Source organism: Bacillus sp. DX3.1 (assembly GCF_030292155.1).
Taxonomy (GTDB): Bacteria; Bacillota; Bacilli; order Bacillales; family Bacillaceae_G; genus Bacillus_A.
Map to the genome: position 1 here is coordinate 1,368,366 of NZ_CP128153.1, position 14,212 is coordinate 1,382,577.

A 14,212-nucleotide genomic window follows, 5' to 3' on the forward strand; every position below is an offset into this window, starting at 1 on the left:
AAATATAGGGGGAGAAAGAAAATGGCAAAAGTTTATTATGAGAAAGATGTAACTGTAAATGTATTAAAAGGAAAGAAAGTAGCAGTTATTGGATATGGATCACAAGGTCATGCGCATGCGCAAAATTTACGTGATAACAGTTTTGATGTGGTAGTTGGACTACGCCCGGGCAAGTCATGGGAAAAAGCGAAAGAGGATGGTTTCTCTGTATATTCCGTAGCTGAAGCAGCAAAATCTGCTGATGTAGTGATGGTGCTTCTTCCAGATGAACTACAACCGGAAGTATATGATGCAGAAATTGCACCGAATTTACAAGCAGGAAATTCACTAGTATTTGCACATGGATTTAACGTTCATTTTGATCAAATTACACCACCAGAAGATGTAGATGTATTTCTAGTAGCACCAAAGGGACCGGGTCACCTTGTACGTCGTACGTTTGTAGAAGGCGCAGCTGTACCAGCGTTGTTTGCGATCTATCAAGATGCAACAGGAACAGCAACTGAAAAAGCATTATCGTACGCCGATGGAATTGGAGCAACACGCGCAGGCGTATTACAAACTACATTTAAAGAAGAAACGGAAACGGATCTATTTGGAGAGCAGGCCGTACTATGCGGCGGTGTGACTGCACTTGTAAAAGCAGGATTTGAAACGTTAGTAGATGCTGGTTATCAGCCAGAACTTGCATATTTTGAATGTTTACACGAACTAAAGCTAATTGTCGATCTGATGTATGAAGGTGGACTTGAAAATATGAGATATTCCGTTTCTGATACAGCACAGTGGGGTGATTTTGTATCGGGACCACGTGTCGTAACAGAGCATACGAAGCAAGCGATGGGTGAAGTATTAACAGAAATTCAAGATGGTACATTTGCAAGAGGATGGATTGCAGAACATAAAGCAGGAAGACCACATTTCCACGCAACGAATGTACAAGAAAATGAACATCAAATTGAAGTTGTAGGACGTAAATTACGTGAGATGATGCCGTTTGTACAACCGAAAGTGAAAGTGGAGGTTAAATAATATGAAACAGGTTTTGTTCATGGATACGACGCTTCGTGATGGCGAGCAATCACCGGGAGTCAATTTGAATGAACAGGAAAAGTTGCAGATTGCTAGGCAATTAGAGAAGCTCGGGATTGATGTGATGGAAGCGGGATTTGCGTCCGCTTCTGAAGGTGATTTTCATTCAGTGAAACGCATTGCTGAAACGATTCAAAATGCATCTATTATGAGTTTAGCAAGGGCCAAGGAAAGCGATATTCGCAGGGCGTATGAAGCGGTAAAAGGAGCGGTATCACCTCGGTTACACGTGTTTTTGGCAACGAGCGATATTCATATGAAATATAAGCTATGTATGTCAAAGGAAGATGTACTAGATAGTATTCATCGCTCTGTAACCTTAGGTAAATCTTTGTTTCCCACTGTACAGTTTTCAGCAGAAGATGCAACAAGGTCAACTTATTCCTTTTTAGCAGAAGCGGTGGAAGTTGCGATTCGGGCCGGTGCAGATGTTGTTAACATTCCAGATACAGTAGGTTATACAAACCCAGAAGAATATTATTCTCTTTTTAAATACTTAAAAGAATACGTTCCCTCCTATGAAAAAGCAATTTTTTCTTGTCATTGTCACGATGATCTCGGTATGGCTGTGGCAAATTCATTAGCAGCGATTGAAGGAGGAGCACTGCAAGTAGAAGGAACGATTAACGGAATTGGTGAACGTGCTGGTAATGCTGCTTTAGAAGAAGTAGCAGTCGCTCTTCATATTCGAAAGGACTATTATGGAGCACAGTCTTCTTTAACATTAAAAGAAATAAAAGCAACGAGCATCCTTGTTAGCCGATTAACAGGCATGATTGTTCCGAAAAATAAGGCCATTGTTGGTGCGAATGCATTTGCGCATGAATCGGGCATTCATCAAGATGGTGTATTAAAAGAAGTAACGACATATGAAATTATTGAACCAGAACTTGTTGGTGAAGCGCAAAATTTATTTGTACTTGGAAAGCATTCGGGACGTCATGCCTTCACTGAAAAAATGAAAGAACTTGGTTATGAGATTACAGAAGAAGAGCGAGACATAGCATTTGGAGCATTTAAGAGATTAGCAGATCGAAAAAAAGAGATTACAGAAGAAGATTTACGAGCGCTCGTATTAGGAGAAACAGCATTTTCAACACAACAGTACAGCATTAAACAGCTGCAAGTACACTTTGTATCAAATAGTACACAATGTGCAACGGTTGCACTGGAAGATGCAGAAGGAAATGTATACGAGGATGCAGCAACAGGTGCCGGTAGTATCGAATCGATTTACAACGCGATTCAAAGAATTCTAGGATTGGAGTGTGAACTAGCAGATTATCGTATTCAATCGATTACGCAAGGCCAAGACGCACTTGCACATGTTCATGTCGAATTAAAAGAAGGAAGGCATCAAGTTTCAGGATTTGGGGTTGCGCAAGATGTACTGGAAGCATCAGCAAGGGCCTATGTGCATGCAGCGGGAAAGTTAAAAGCGTTGCTGTCACTTACAAAGTGAAGCTTCTATAAGTGGGGGATGTATATAAATCCATTTTGATTTTTCGACATATAGCCGCGGCTATGGATAACAAAAGGTGACCTGCACTCATTTTCTCTCTTTGTTTTCACTTAGCATGGGGCAGGAAAAGGATCTGACCGCTTCTATGCATGGCCGGATGCTCTCTCCCACCTAAAAAGAAGGGTTTTATGTCGGTTTTTTAATTTGTATTTATGTAGTTCCCCACTTAACTTTTTCAATTAGAGATTTTACTGCTAGTTAGAGCTTGATAAAAAGATAAAGGGGTGTTGATGAATGGAGAAACGTATCGTTTGTTTAGCAGGTGATGGTGTTGGACCAGAGGTTATGGATAGTGCCAAGCAAGTATTACAAATGGTAGAAAGGTTGTATGGTCATCGTTTTTATCTACAAGATGAACATTTTGGTGGGGCTGCTATTGATTCTTTCGGGCAACCGTTGCCACCAAGAACATTAACAGCATGTTTAGCAAGTGACGCCGTATTGCTTGGTTCAGTTGGTGGACCGCGCTGGGACGGTGCGAAGGAGCGGCCTGAAAAAGGATTACTTGCACTTCGGAAAGGACTCGGAGTATTTGCAAATGTTCGTCCTGTTACTGTAGAAGCAGCGACTTCGCATTTATCACCGCTAAAAGTAGCTGACGCATTAGATTTTGTTGTCGTTCGTGAATTAACAGGAGGTATTTATTTCTCTTTCCCAAAAGAAAGAACAGAAGAGGTAGCGACAGATACACTCACCTATCATCGCCATGAAATTGAACGAATCGTTTCTTACGCATTTCAATTGGCAAGTAAGCGTTGTAAAAAAGTTACTTCTATCGATAAAGCAAATGTTTTAGAGTCAAGTAAACTTTGGAGAGAAGTAACAGAAGAAATAGCACTGCGCTATCCAACTGTTGAACTTGAACATCTTTTAGTAGATGCAGCAGCAATGGAATTGATTCGCAATCCAGGCCGATTTGATGTCATTGTGACGGAAAATTTATTTGGTGATATTTTAAGTGATGAAGCATCTGTGCTAGCAGGTTCGTTAGGTATGTTGCCATCAGCGAGTCATGCAGAGAACGGTCCTTCATTGTATGAACCTATTCATGGATCGGCACCAGATATTGCGGGGAAAAATAAAGTGAACCCAATTGCGATGATGCGCTCGGTTGCGATGATGCTTGGGCAGTCATTTGAATTAAGAAAAGAAGGAGAAGCGATTGAAGAAGCAATTTCTGCGGTTCTTCGCTCCGGAAAATGTACACCAGATATAGGTGGGAATGAAACGACATCTTCGTTTACAAAATGTGTCTTGCAAGAAATGGAAGAGCAGGCGTTGGTAGGGAGAGGGAGATAATGAAGAAAAGGTTACTAGATAAACTGTGGGAACGACATGTTGTTGCAACAAACGAGAATGGATTAGACTTGCTGTATATCGATCTTCATCTCGTACATGAAGTTACATCACCGCAAGCCTTTGAAGGCTTGCGGCTTGCCAATCGAAATGTACGAAGACCTGACTTAACGTTTGCAACGATGGATCATAATATTCCAACAAAGGATGTTTGGAATATTACAGATCGTATCGCAAAACAGCAGTTAGACACGCTTCGTGCAAATTGTAAGCAATTCGAAGTCCCATTAGCAGATATAGGTGATGAATCACAAGGAATTGTGCATGTAATTGGTCCAGAGCTTGGACTTACGCAACCAGGAAAGACAATTGTATGTGGTGATAGCCATACGGCAACACATGGAGCGTTTGGAGCACTTGCATTTGGAATTGGAACGAGTGAGGTTGAGCATGTGTTAGCGACCCAAACACTATGGCAGCGAAAACCAAAAGCGATGGGCATCGAATTGAAAGGGAAATTACCAAAAGGTGTATATGCAAAAGATATTATTTTACATTTGCTAGCTACACATGGGGTAGCAATGGGAACAGGATATGTGATGGAGTTTTATGGAGAAACAATTATAGAAATGGAAATGGAAGAGCGTATGACACTCTGTAATATGGCGATTGAAGGCGGAGCAAAAGCTGGAATTATCGCACCAGACGAGAAGACGTTCGCTTATGTAAAAGGGCGTCAATATGCACCGAAAGATTTTGATCTGGCAGTAGCGAAATGGAGTGAACTTTATACAGATCAGGATGCAATATACGATACTGTTTATTCCATAGATGTTGCCACGTTAGCACCTTATGTAACGTGGGGAACAAATCCTAGTATGGGAATGCGCATTGATGAACGCTTACCGGTCATACGTAATCAAAATGATGAACGAGCTCTTACCTATATGGGGCTTCAGCCAGGACAAAGTGCATTTGAAATTCCAGTTCAGCATGTATTTATCGGTTCATGTACAAATTCTCGTTTATCAGATTTGGAAATTGCAGCAGCTGTTGTAAAAGGGAAAAAGGTAAAAGAAGGTGTGCGGGCACTCGTTGTACCAGGATCAAAACGAGTGAGAGAAGCAGCGATGAAAAAAGGGCTGCACTATATTTTTGAAGAAGCCGGCTTTGAATGGAGAGAGCCAGGGTGTTCCATGTGTCTTGGAATGAATCCAGATCAAGTACCAGAAGGAGAACATTGTGCATCCACTTCCAATCGTAATTTTGAAGGGAGACAAGGGAAGGGTGCGAGAACTCATCTTGTGAGTCCAGCTATGGCAGCAGCTGCTGCACTGTATGGTCATTTTGTTGATGTCAGAAAGGAGAGTTATGATGGAGCCATTTCGTATTCATAAGGGTACTGTTGCTGCATTAATGAACGATAATATTGATACAGATCAAATTATTCCAAAACAATATTTAAAGCGGATTGAACGAACTGGTTTTGGACAGTTTTTATTTGATGAATGGCGCTATCAGAACGATCGTCAAGAAAATCCAGATTTCTCGCTCAATGCGCCGGAACGAAAAGGCGCAAGTATTTTGGTTACAGGTGAGAATTTTGGTTGTGGTTCTTCGAGAGAGCATGCCCCGTGGGCTCTTGCTGATTATGGATTTCGCGCTATTATTGCTGGTAGCTTTGCTGACATTTTTTATATGAATTGTACGAAAAATGCGATGCTTCCTATCGTAATGGAAAAAGAAATACGTGAGAAGTTAGCTGCGGTAGGTCCAAGAGAAATCATAGAAGTAGATTTGGAAAATGAAGTAATAATAACCGAGGCGGATCGCTTTCATTTTACGATTGAAAAAATGTGGAAAGATAAACTATTGAGTGGCTTAGATGAAATCGGAATTACCCTTCAATATGAACAAAAAATTCAAGAGTATGAACTGGAAATAGCTCGCTAAACAAATTTGGCGAGCTGTGATTTTAAAAAACAAAAACAATAATTTTAATTTTGTTTACATTCTGAATTTAATGGTATATACTATGTGAAAACAAGAGGAGAAAGGGAGTAATGGCAATGTTTACATCGCAATCAGTCACTTTACTTACACAACTACATCATCATACATAGCCCTTGAACCTAGCGTGAACAACGTGTAGGTACAAGGGTTATTCCCGTTGTACCTACACTCTTACTAAGAGCCTTGTAGGTATTTTTTCTACAAGGCTCTTTTTATTTTGTTCGTGATTGCGATCAAGGGCATACATTAGAAAGGAAGAGTTTGAATGATTGAAGTTGAAAGGAGAGTGAAACTGCGTGACGAAGTGGAAACGAGCAAATCCAAATGGAACAAGGGATTATGTATTTGAAGAATGTACGTTAATAGAAGAGGTTGAACAAAAGTTACGACGAACGTTTTTAGAAAGAGGCTATGAAGAAATACGAACACCGACGATTGAGTTTTATGATGTCTTTTCTTTTCGTAATCGGCCGATAGATGAAGAGAAAATGTATAAGTTCTTTGACCAGCAAGGACGTATTATCGTGTTAAGACCTGATATGACAATTCCGCTTGCAAGGGTGATAGGAACACATGGCGGGAGAGCGCCTGTGAAATTAACATACAGCGGGAATGTATTTCGGGCAAATGAATCGTTATCTGGAAAATATAATGAAATCATTCAAACAGGTATTGAGATTATCGGTATTGATAATATACGTGCTGAAATTGAATGCATCGTAAGTGCGATACAAGCACTTCAAGGAGTAGGAATTCAGTCCTTTACAATTGAACTGGGGCAAGTTCAATTGTATAAATGCATCGTTAAAAAGCTAGCACTTGAAGAAGATGATGAGTCAACGTTGCGCACGTATATTGAAAGTAAAAATGATGCTGCGTTATCTCATTTTTTAAAAGAGAAGAAATTAGATCGAAATGATAGGACGGTACAGTTACTCGAACGATTGCCGCGGTTATTTGGAAAGTTAGAAGTCATTGAGGAAGCTGAAAAACTTGCTTCAAACAATGAAATGAAAAAAGCAATTGCAAGGGTAAAAGAAATCTATGAAACAATTAAAAGATTGGGCTATGGTTCCTATATTTCGATTGATTTTGGGATGATTCAACATCTTCATTATTATACGGGAGTTATTTTTAGGGGATATATACGTGATGTTGGAGGAGAAATTGTCAGTGGTGGCAGATATGATGAGTTAATTGGAAATTTTGGAGAGGCAATGCCGGCGGTTGGGTTAGCTGTACAAGTAAATCAAATTGTACGTACGCTGCAAGAACATCAAGCGGCTGGCGATAGAAAGAAATTAGATATACTTATCCATTATTCACTCCATATGGTTGCGGAAGCAGAAAGATTATGTGGTTTGCTTCGGAAAGATGGCCGGAAAGTAGAATTATCTATGTTTGAAACATTGCAAGATACATTTCAGTTTGCGAGGGAAAATGAGATTAGGGCAGTGGTTGAAGCATCTCGGGAAACGTTAGTAGAGTACGTGTGGGACGAAAAATGGATTAAGCGGAAAGAAGGGGAAACTTCATGCGTAACATTCAAATTGCGTTAACGAAAGGAAGGTTAGAGAAGCATGTTATTCCACTCTTTGAAAAGATTGGAATTGATTGTTCAGAGCTAAAGGATAAAGGAAGGAGGCTTGTTTTTCAAAGTACAAATGCTAATATTTCATTCATTCTTGTTAAAGCAGTTGATGTTGCAACTTATGTAGAACATGGTATTGCTGATATTGGAATTGTTGGGAAAGATATTTTACTTGAATACGAGAAAGATATATATGAAATGGTTGATTTAGAAGTAGGTTGTTGTAAGTTTTGTGTTGCTTCTATTCCGACATATAACCCGAAAAGTTATCGAAAAAAGAGAATTGCTACAAAATATCCACATATTACTTCCACGTATTTTCGTGATAAGGGAGAAGATGTAGAGATTATTAAAATAGAAGGTTCTGTCGAGATTGCTCCGCTTCTCGGATTAGCAGATGCAATTGTTGATATTGTAGAGACGGGCACAACATTAAAAGAAAATGGATTACGTGTATTTGAAGAAATGTATACGATATCTGCGCGAATGATCGTCAATAAAGCTGCCTTAAAAACAAAAAAAGACGAAATATTCAATATTATAAATAAGATGGAGCGTGCAATCGCTTCGGGTAAATAAAGGGGGGAGTGTAATGGAGGTTATGTATGAAAACTACGCGCAAGCATTGCGGAGAATAAAGCAGTTAAGAGAACAGGCTAATATAATAGAAGAAACTGTGCAATTACGTGTAAGAGAAATTGTCGAACAAGTGAGGAAAAGGAAAGATGAAGCGTTAATTTCTTATACAAAAGCTTTTGATGGCGTAGAAGTAACAAATTTCTGTGTTACAAAGGAAGAAATAGAAAAAGCAAGCGAATATGTGGAAGCTTCATTTCTAGAAGCGCTACAAGAAGCAAAGAAAAATATTATATCGTACCATGAAAAGCAACAAAGACAATCGTTTTTGGATTGTGAAAAGGAAGGCGTGATTCGTGGACAGCTGATTCGGCCACTTCAAACGGTTGGTGTATATGTACCGGGAGGAACTGCGTCGTATCCTTCATCTGTATTGATGAATGTACTACCTGCCAAAATTGCAGGCGTCCAGAAAGTTGTGATGGTTACACCACCAGGAAGAGAGGGAATCAATTCGCATATTTTAGCTGCAGCTGAAATTGCTGGTGTAGATGAAATATATACAGTAGGCGGAGCTCAAGCTATTGCGGCATTAGCGTACGGGACGGAATCGATACCAAAAGTTGATAAAATTGTTGGTCCTGGAAATATATATGTGGCTTTTGCAAAACGTGAGGTATTTGGAGCAGTTCATATCGATATGATTGCTGGACCATCTGAAATCGTTGTAATTGCTGATAAAACGGGGAAGGCACCTTTTATCGCTGCCGATTTATTGTCTCAAGCAGAGCATGATGTTAGAACAACAGCTATTTGTATTACAACTTGTGTAGAACTTGCGAAAGAAATAGAAAGAGAATTAAAGCAGCAACTTGTAACATTACCAAGAAGTGAAATAGCACGTGAATCGATAGAGAGAAATGGAGCCATTCTCGTTGTTCCTTCGTTAGAACACGCGTTTCAATTATCAAACGAAATCGCACCGGAGCATTTAGAATTACATATAAATGAACCGATGAATGCTTTGTCATTTATTCAGCATGCGGGTTCAATCTTCATCGGGCCGTATGCACCAGAGCCGCTCGGAGATTATTTTGCAGGACCGAATCATGTACTCCCAACAAGTGGAACGGCACGTTTCTTTTCACCATTATCCGTGGATGATTTTGTGAAAAAATCGAGCTTCGTATCGTATACGAAAGAGGCGTTGCAAAATGTGCAACATCATATTACAACGCTCGCGGATAAAGAAGGATTGCATGCACATGCCAGGGCTATTCAAATTCGGTTTGAGGAGGGAAAATAATGCGTAAGGCAAGTCAAGCGAGAAGAACAGCCGAAACAAAAATCGAACTTTGTTTACAGTTAGATGAAAGTGAAAATATTTCGATTCAAACAGGTGTTGGCTTTTTTGATCATATGCTTACTTTGTTTGCAAAGCATGGTCGATTTGGTTTGCAAATTGAAGCGGAAGGTGATGTTTTCGTTGATGCGCATCATACAGTTGAGGATGTCGGGATTGTACTCGGTAATTGTTTAAAAAAAGCGCTGCAAAATAAAGAGGGGATTAATCGTTATGGATCGGCATATGTACCGATGGATGAAGCACTTGGTTTTGTAGCCATTGATATAAGCGGAAGGTCTTATCTCGTTTTCCAAGGTGAATGGACAAATCCGAAGTTAGGAGATTTTGATACAGAGCTGACAGAAGAGTTTTTCAGAGCAGTTGCTCATGCGGCGAATATAACGTTACATGCTCGCGTTTTATATGGAAGTAATACACATCACAAAATTGAAGCATTATTTAAAGCATTTGGTCGTGCATTGCGCGAAGCAGTAGATAAAAATGACAAAATTGTCGGTGTAAACTCTACGAAAGGAATGTTGTAATTGATTGCAATTGTAGATTATGGGATGGGGAACATTCGTAGTGTGGAACAAGCGTTAACACGCATTGGAGCAGAGCATATTGTAACAGATGATAGAGAGAAAATATTACGAAGTGATGGTGTGATTTTACCAGGAGTAGGTGCTTTTCCGAAAGCAATAGATGCTTTACAGGAAAAAGAACTTATTTCAGTACTTCAAGAAACGGCGGTACAAGGAAAACCACTCTTGGGGATTTGTTTAGGGATGCAGCTTTTATTTGAAAAAAGTGAAGAGATACAGAGTACAAAAGGGCTAGGTTTATTACCGGGAGTCATTCGAAAACTCAAAGTACCTTATAAAATACCTCATATGGGTTGGAATCCATTAAAGAAGAAACAGGAAATCCCATTATGGAATGATGTAGGAGAAGGTTCATTTGTGTATTATGTTCATTCTTATTATGCGGATTGTCCAAGTGATATTGTATGCGGTGTGAGTGATTATGGTATTGATATTCCAGGTCTTGTTGCAAAAGAAAATATATTTGGGGCACAGTTTCATCCTGAAAAAAGCGGTGATATCGGGATACAAATGTTAAGAAATTTTAAAGGAGTGGTAGAAGCATGGAGATCTTCCCAGCTATCGATTTAAAACAAGGACGTTGTGTTCGACTGTATCAAGGAGAATTTCAAAAAGAAACGCTTATGAATGAAAATCCAGTTGCCCAAGCATTATTATTTGAAAAGTTAGGAGCACGAAAGCTGCACATTGTTGATTTGGACGGAGCGGTTTCCGGTCAATCAATGAACCTTTCTGTAATTGAAGATATATGTAAAGCAGTTCGTATTCCAGTCCAAGTGGGCGGAGGGATACGCTCTCTCGAAACTGTTGAAATGTTACTGTCTGTCGGCGTAGAAAAAGTCATTTTAGGTACGGCAGCATTGTATGATCGTTCTTTTTTAGAACATGCAGTTCGCTTATATGGAGAAAAGATTATTGTTGGCATTGATGCGAAAAATGGCTACGTGGCAACGAGAGGTTGGTTGGATATATCTGAAGTTTCTTACATTGATCTTGCGAAGAGGATGGAAAGTGTCGGCGTACAAACAATCATTTTTACAGATATTGCAAAAGACGGTACGCTTGCGGGACCGAATTTTGAACAATTACAGTCACTGCAAGAGGCGGTGGCACTCCGTATTGTTGCATCGGGCGGAGTATGTTCACTTCAAGATGTACAGAGGCTGAACGATATGAATGTGTATGGCGTTATTATTGGAAAAGCACTATATGAAAAAACAATTGATTTAGAAGAGGCATTGCAGGTGACAAAGATATGTTAACGAAGCGAATCATTCCTTGCTTAGATGTGAAAGCAGGTCGGGTTGTAAAAGGTGTGAATTTTGCCCAGTTACAAGATGTTGGTGATCCTGTTGCAATTGCATCATTGTACGATAGGGCTGGTGCTGATGAACTTGTTTTTTTAGATATTACAGCGACGCATGAAGGAAGAAAAACAATTTTGGACGTTGTGGAACGAACAGCATCACAAGTTTTTATTCCACTTACAGTAGGGGGTGGTATCTCATCTGTTCAAGATATGTATGCATTGCTGAGGGCTGGTGCAGATAAAGTATCTCTCAATTCTGCTGCAGTTCAGAATCCAGATGTAATTCGAGAAGGAGCAGAACACTTTGGTTCACAATGTATTGTTGTAGCAATTGACGCGAGAAAAATAGCGGAAAAGAAGTGGCATGTATATGTAAATGGTGGGCGGATTGATATGGGAATCGATGTTATCGAATGGGCAAAGCGTGCGGAACAGTTAGGTGCCGGTGAAATTTTACTTACAAGTATGGATGCAGATGGAACAAAGGATGGTTATGATCTTTCGTTAACAGAAACGATTTCGCACGCTGTTTCTATTCCGGTCATTGCTTCAGGTGGCTGCGGCAGTGCAGAGCATATTGTAGAAGTGTTTCAAAAAACATCGGCAAGTGCTGCACTAGCGGCTTCCATTTTCCATTACGGTGAAACGACCGTGCAGAAGGTAAAACAAAAGTTACAAGCAGCGGAAATTGAGGTGAGATTATGAAACCGGATTTTTCAAAGGGATTGTTGCCAGCTGTTGTTGTAGAAGAAGATACAAAAGAAATTTTGATGCTAGCATATATGAATGAAGAAGCGTATCAAAAAACGTTAGAGACGAAGAAAACATGGTTTTACTCGCGCTCTAGGCAAGCGTTATGGAATAAAGGAGAAACATCCGGCCACGTACAGTATGTTCAATCACTATATTTAGATTGTGACCAAGATTCGATTGTTATCGTTGTAAAACAGGTGGGACCTGCGTGTCATACAGGAGAAAAAACATGTTTTCATTACAAAGTTATGTAGGGGGAATAAGTGATGGAGAGCGTTCTTCGGTCTTTATATGAAACGATTCAGCAGCGTAAAGAAAATCCGCTTTCAGAATCCTATACAAATTATTTATTTGCAAAAGGAGAAGATAAAATTTTAAAAAAAATAGGAGAAGAGTGTACAGAAGTTATAATTGCTGCAAAAAATGATCATAAAGAAGAGCTTGTAAAAGAAATGGTTGATGTCATATATCACTGCTTCGTCCTACTTGCTGAAAAAAATATTCCGTTAGAAGATGTGTTAGAAGAAGTAAAGGGGCGGCAAGGAAAGCTATCAAAAACAGGGGACCGAAAAGAAATTGATACGTTATAAGTGCTTGTTCAAAAAGGAGGATAAAGAGAGCCGAGTAGTTCAAGGCGCGGAAGCCAGGAGGATACGGAGTGTAGACTGAGCTACATGAGTACCGGAGCGGCGACGTAACGAAGAAATAGGGCGGCTATCTTTACCGGACTTTTTGAACATCTTCTATAAGGGGGAGGTAGGAGAATGAAAGTAGATTATCATCTTCATTTAGAGGAAGGACCATATTCGATGCGCTGGCTGGCAAGAACGAATGAAGCGCTAGAATATTATATGCCACTCCAAGAGGAACGGCATTCTGTAGAATGGATGATGAAAACACAAGAACGTCTGCAAAAGCGAGTAAAGGAAGGTCCTTTTACAGCGGACTGGATTGATTTATATTTAGAGGAAGCAGTGCGAAAAGGAATAAAAGAAGTGGGGATTGTTGACCATTTATACCGTTTTCATGAGGCGAAGGCGTATTATGAGAAATATGTAGATATTGGAGACACGCAACTTGGATGCTTGCAAAAAGAATGGTTATGTCAAGTACGAGTCACATCTATTCATAACTTTACCAGAGCCATCCAAGAAGCGAAAGAACGCTGGGCAAAACGAGGAGTTATATTACGGTTGGGCATTGAAGCTGATTATTTCATTGGCGGGGAACGAGAACTGCAAGAATTATTAGCATTAGGTGACTGGGATTATGTAATTGGTTCTGTGCATTTTATCGATGGATGGGGTTTTGATAATCCAGATACGAAAGAGTATTTTGAAGAACATCAGTTACATACGTTGTATCATACATTTTTTACAACAGTTGAAAAAGCAGTTCGTTCTGAATTATTTGATATTGTAGCTCATCTTGATAATATAAAAGTATTTAATTATCGTTTAGATGAGAATATACAGCTCCCTTATTACGAAACAATTGCAAGAGCATTAGTGGAAACAAATACAGCAACAGAAATAAATGCGGGGTTATATTACCGTTATCCTGTGCAAGAGATGTGTCCAAGTCCACTTTATTTACATGTATTAGCACAGTATCAAGTGCCAATTACACTTTCATCGGATGCTCATTATCCAAATGATTTAGGAAACTATGTAGAGGACAACGTGGAAATATTACGTAATCATGGTGTTTCTCATGTTGCTACATTTGAAAAACGGATTAGAAAGATGCAACTGCTTGAACAGGTATCAACAATTGTTTCGAAGTAGAGGAATGATTTTGTGATGAAAACCTTTCTTTTTGCTCAAAATAAGGAGGAATGAAAAAAGGAGGGTTTAAAATGATAAAACAACAATATAAAGAAAATGCGAAAATAACGAATCAAAGTAATGTAACGCAGAAACAAGATGAAAATCAGTCTGTAACACAGGAGCAAATTAGCGATACGGTAGCAGAAGGAACGATTGATGTAAAGTTAGAACAACAATCTATCGAAGAACAATAAAAAAGGACGAGATGAACGTGTTCATCTCGTCCTTTTTTATGGAAAGAAGTGTCGATTTTCAAAACTGTAATCAAATATCTTGGCTTT

The 14,212-nt window shown here is 39.5% G+C and carries 16 protein-coding genes; all 16 read left to right on the top strand.

Annotated elements, in window-relative coordinates; translation table 11 throughout:
• Nucleotides 1–21 precede the first annotated feature (21 nt).
• The 16 genes from ilvC (at nucleotide 22) to QRE67_RS06905 (ending at nucleotide 14,125) form a co-directional block, all read left to right on the top strand.
• Nucleotides 22–1,032, top strand: a complete 1,011-nt coding sequence (ilvC, locus tag QRE67_RS06830) for a ketol-acid reductoisomerase (protein WP_286124148.1) — start codon at nucleotides 22–24, stop codon at nucleotides 1,030–1,032.
• A 1-nt stretch (nucleotide 1,033) separates the two neighbouring features.
• Entirely contained in the window at nucleotides 1,034–2,554 is a 1,521-nt protein-coding gene (locus tag QRE67_RS06835) for a 2-isopropylmalate synthase (protein ID WP_286124149.1), read from the top strand.
• Between the two features lie 294 nt (nucleotides 2,555–2,848).
• On the top strand, nucleotides 2,849–3,913 hold the full coding sequence (gene leuB / locus QRE67_RS06840; protein WP_286124150.1) for a 3-isopropylmalate dehydrogenase: 1,065 nt from the start codon (nucleotides 2,849–2,851) through the stop codon (nucleotides 3,911–3,913).
• On the top strand, nucleotides 3,913–5,307 hold the full coding sequence (gene leuC / locus QRE67_RS06845; RefSeq protein ID WP_286124151.1) for a 3-isopropylmalate dehydratase large subunit: 1,395 nt from the start codon (nucleotides 3,913–3,915) through the stop codon (nucleotides 5,305–5,307). The genes leuB and leuC overlap by 1 nt, the downstream gene beginning before the upstream one ends.
• Nucleotides 5,285–5,863 (top strand): 3-isopropylmalate dehydratase small subunit, encoded by a 579-nt coding sequence (leuD, locus tag QRE67_RS06850; protein ID WP_286124152.1) that lies wholly within the window; start codon nucleotides 5,285–5,287, stop codon nucleotides 5,861–5,863. The genes leuC and leuD overlap by 23 nt, the downstream gene beginning before the upstream one ends.
• A gap of 356 nt (nucleotides 5,864–6,219) precedes the next feature.
• On the top strand, nucleotides 6,220–7,482 hold the full coding sequence (hisZ, locus tag QRE67_RS06855; RefSeq protein ID WP_286124153.1) for an ATP phosphoribosyltransferase regulatory subunit: 1,263 nt from the start codon (nucleotides 6,220–6,222) through the stop codon (nucleotides 7,480–7,482).
• A complete protein-coding gene (hisG, locus tag QRE67_RS06860; RefSeq protein ID WP_286124154.1) occupies nucleotides 7,458–8,093 on the top strand; it encodes an ATP phosphoribosyltransferase in 636 nt (211 codons plus the stop codon). The genes hisZ and hisG overlap by 25 nt, the downstream gene beginning before the upstream one ends.
• A 13-nt stretch (nucleotides 8,094–8,106) precedes the next feature.
• Nucleotides 8,107–9,396 carry a histidinol dehydrogenase gene (gene hisD, locus QRE67_RS06865; protein WP_286124155.1) on the top strand — a complete coding sequence of 430 codons (1,290 nt, stop codon included), beginning with the start codon at nucleotides 8,107–8,109 and terminating at the stop codon, nucleotides 9,394–9,396.
• Nucleotides 9,396–9,980 (top strand): imidazoleglycerol-phosphate dehydratase HisB, encoded by a 585-nt coding sequence (hisB, locus tag QRE67_RS06870; RefSeq protein WP_286124156.1) that lies wholly within the window; start codon nucleotides 9,396–9,398, stop codon nucleotides 9,978–9,980. Before hisD ends, hisB begins: the two co-directional genes overlap by 1 nt.
• On the top strand, nucleotides 9,981–10,610 hold the full coding sequence (gene hisH, locus QRE67_RS06875) for an imidazole glycerol phosphate synthase subunit HisH (protein ID WP_286124157.1): 630 nt from the start codon (nucleotides 9,981–9,983) through the stop codon (nucleotides 10,608–10,610). It abuts the gene before it with no gap.
• Nucleotides 10,583–11,302, top strand: a complete 720-nt coding sequence (gene hisA / locus QRE67_RS06880) for a 1-(5-phosphoribosyl)-5-[(5-phosphoribosylamino)methylideneamino]imidazole-4-carboxamide isomerase (protein WP_286124158.1) — start codon at nucleotides 10,583–10,585, stop codon at nucleotides 11,300–11,302. The genes hisH and hisA overlap by 28 nt, the downstream gene beginning before the upstream one ends.
• The gene (gene hisF / locus QRE67_RS06885; protein WP_286124159.1) at nucleotides 11,296–12,054 is read left to right on the top strand and encodes an imidazole glycerol phosphate synthase subunit HisF; all 759 of its coding nucleotides are present in this window, start codon (nucleotides 11,296–11,298) and stop codon (nucleotides 12,052–12,054) included. The genes hisA and hisF overlap by 7 nt, the downstream gene beginning before the upstream one ends.
• Nucleotides 12,051–12,356 carry a phosphoribosyl-AMP cyclohydrolase gene (hisI, locus tag QRE67_RS06890; RefSeq protein WP_286124160.1) on the top strand — a complete coding sequence of 102 codons (306 nt, stop codon included), beginning with the start codon at nucleotides 12,051–12,053 and terminating at the stop codon, nucleotides 12,354–12,356. Before hisF ends, hisI begins: the two co-directional genes overlap by 4 nt.
• 12 nt (nucleotides 12,357–12,368) lie before the next feature.
• A complete protein-coding gene (hisE, locus tag QRE67_RS06895) occupies nucleotides 12,369–12,692 on the top strand; it encodes a phosphoribosyl-ATP diphosphatase (RefSeq protein ID WP_286124161.1) in 324 nt (107 codons plus the stop codon).
• A gap of 174 nt (nucleotides 12,693–12,866) precedes the next feature.
• Nucleotides 12,867–13,889 (top strand): histidinol phosphate phosphatase domain-containing protein, encoded by a 1,023-nt coding sequence (locus QRE67_RS06900; protein ID WP_286124162.1) that lies wholly within the window; start codon nucleotides 12,867–12,869, stop codon nucleotides 13,887–13,889.
• A gap of 71 nt (nucleotides 13,890–13,960) precedes the next feature.
• On the top strand, nucleotides 13,961–14,125 hold the full coding sequence (locus tag QRE67_RS06905; protein WP_286124163.1) for a DUF4025 domain-containing protein: 165 nt from the start codon (nucleotides 13,961–13,963) through the stop codon (nucleotides 14,123–14,125).
• The last annotated feature ends 87 nt before the right edge of the window (nucleotides 14,126–14,212 follow it).

Bases quoted from the DNA above. Each gene is read 5' to 3' on its own strand.
- ilvC (WP_286124148.1), top strand. From the start codon at position 22: ATGGCAAAAGTTTATTATGAGAAAGATGTAACTGTAAATGTATTAAAA.
- QRE67_RS06835 (WP_286124149.1), top strand. From the start codon at position 1,034: ATGAAACAGGTTTTGTTCATGGATACGACGCTTCGTGATGGCGAGCAA.
- leuB (WP_286124150.1), top strand. From the start codon at position 2,849: ATGGAGAAACGTATCGTTTGTTTAGCAGGTGATGGTGTTGGACCAGAG.
- leuC (WP_286124151.1), top strand. From the start codon at position 3,913: ATGAAGAAAAGGTTACTAGATAAACTGTGGGAACGACATGTTGTTGCA.
- leuD (WP_286124152.1), top strand. From the start codon at position 5,285: ATGGAGCCATTTCGTATTCATAAGGGTACTGTTGCTGCATTAATGAAC.
- hisG (WP_286124154.1), top strand. From the start codon at position 7,458: ATGCGTAACATTCAAATTGCGTTAACGAAAGGAAGGTTAGAGAAGCAT.
- hisD (WP_286124155.1), top strand. From the start codon at position 8,107: ATGGAGGTTATGTATGAAAACTACGCGCAAGCATTGCGGAGAATAAAG.
- hisB (WP_286124156.1), top strand. From the start codon at position 9,396: ATGCGTAAGGCAAGTCAAGCGAGAAGAACAGCCGAAACAAAAATCGAA.
- hisA (WP_286124158.1), top strand. From the start codon at position 10,583: ATGGAGATCTTCCCAGCTATCGATTTAAAACAAGGACGTTGTGTTCGA.
- hisF (WP_286124159.1), top strand. From the start codon at position 11,296: ATGTTAACGAAGCGAATCATTCCTTGCTTAGATGTGAAAGCAGGTCGG.
- hisI (WP_286124160.1), top strand. From the start codon at position 12,051: ATGAAACCGGATTTTTCAAAGGGATTGTTGCCAGCTGTTGTTGTAGAA.
- hisE (WP_286124161.1), top strand. From the start codon at position 12,369: ATGGAGAGCGTTCTTCGGTCTTTATATGAAACGATTCAGCAGCGTAAA.
- QRE67_RS06900 (WP_286124162.1), top strand. From the start codon at position 12,867: ATGAAAGTAGATTATCATCTTCATTTAGAGGAAGGACCATATTCGATG.
- QRE67_RS06905 (WP_286124163.1), top strand. From the start codon at position 13,961: ATGATAAAACAACAATATAAAGAAAATGCGAAAATAACGAATCAAAGT.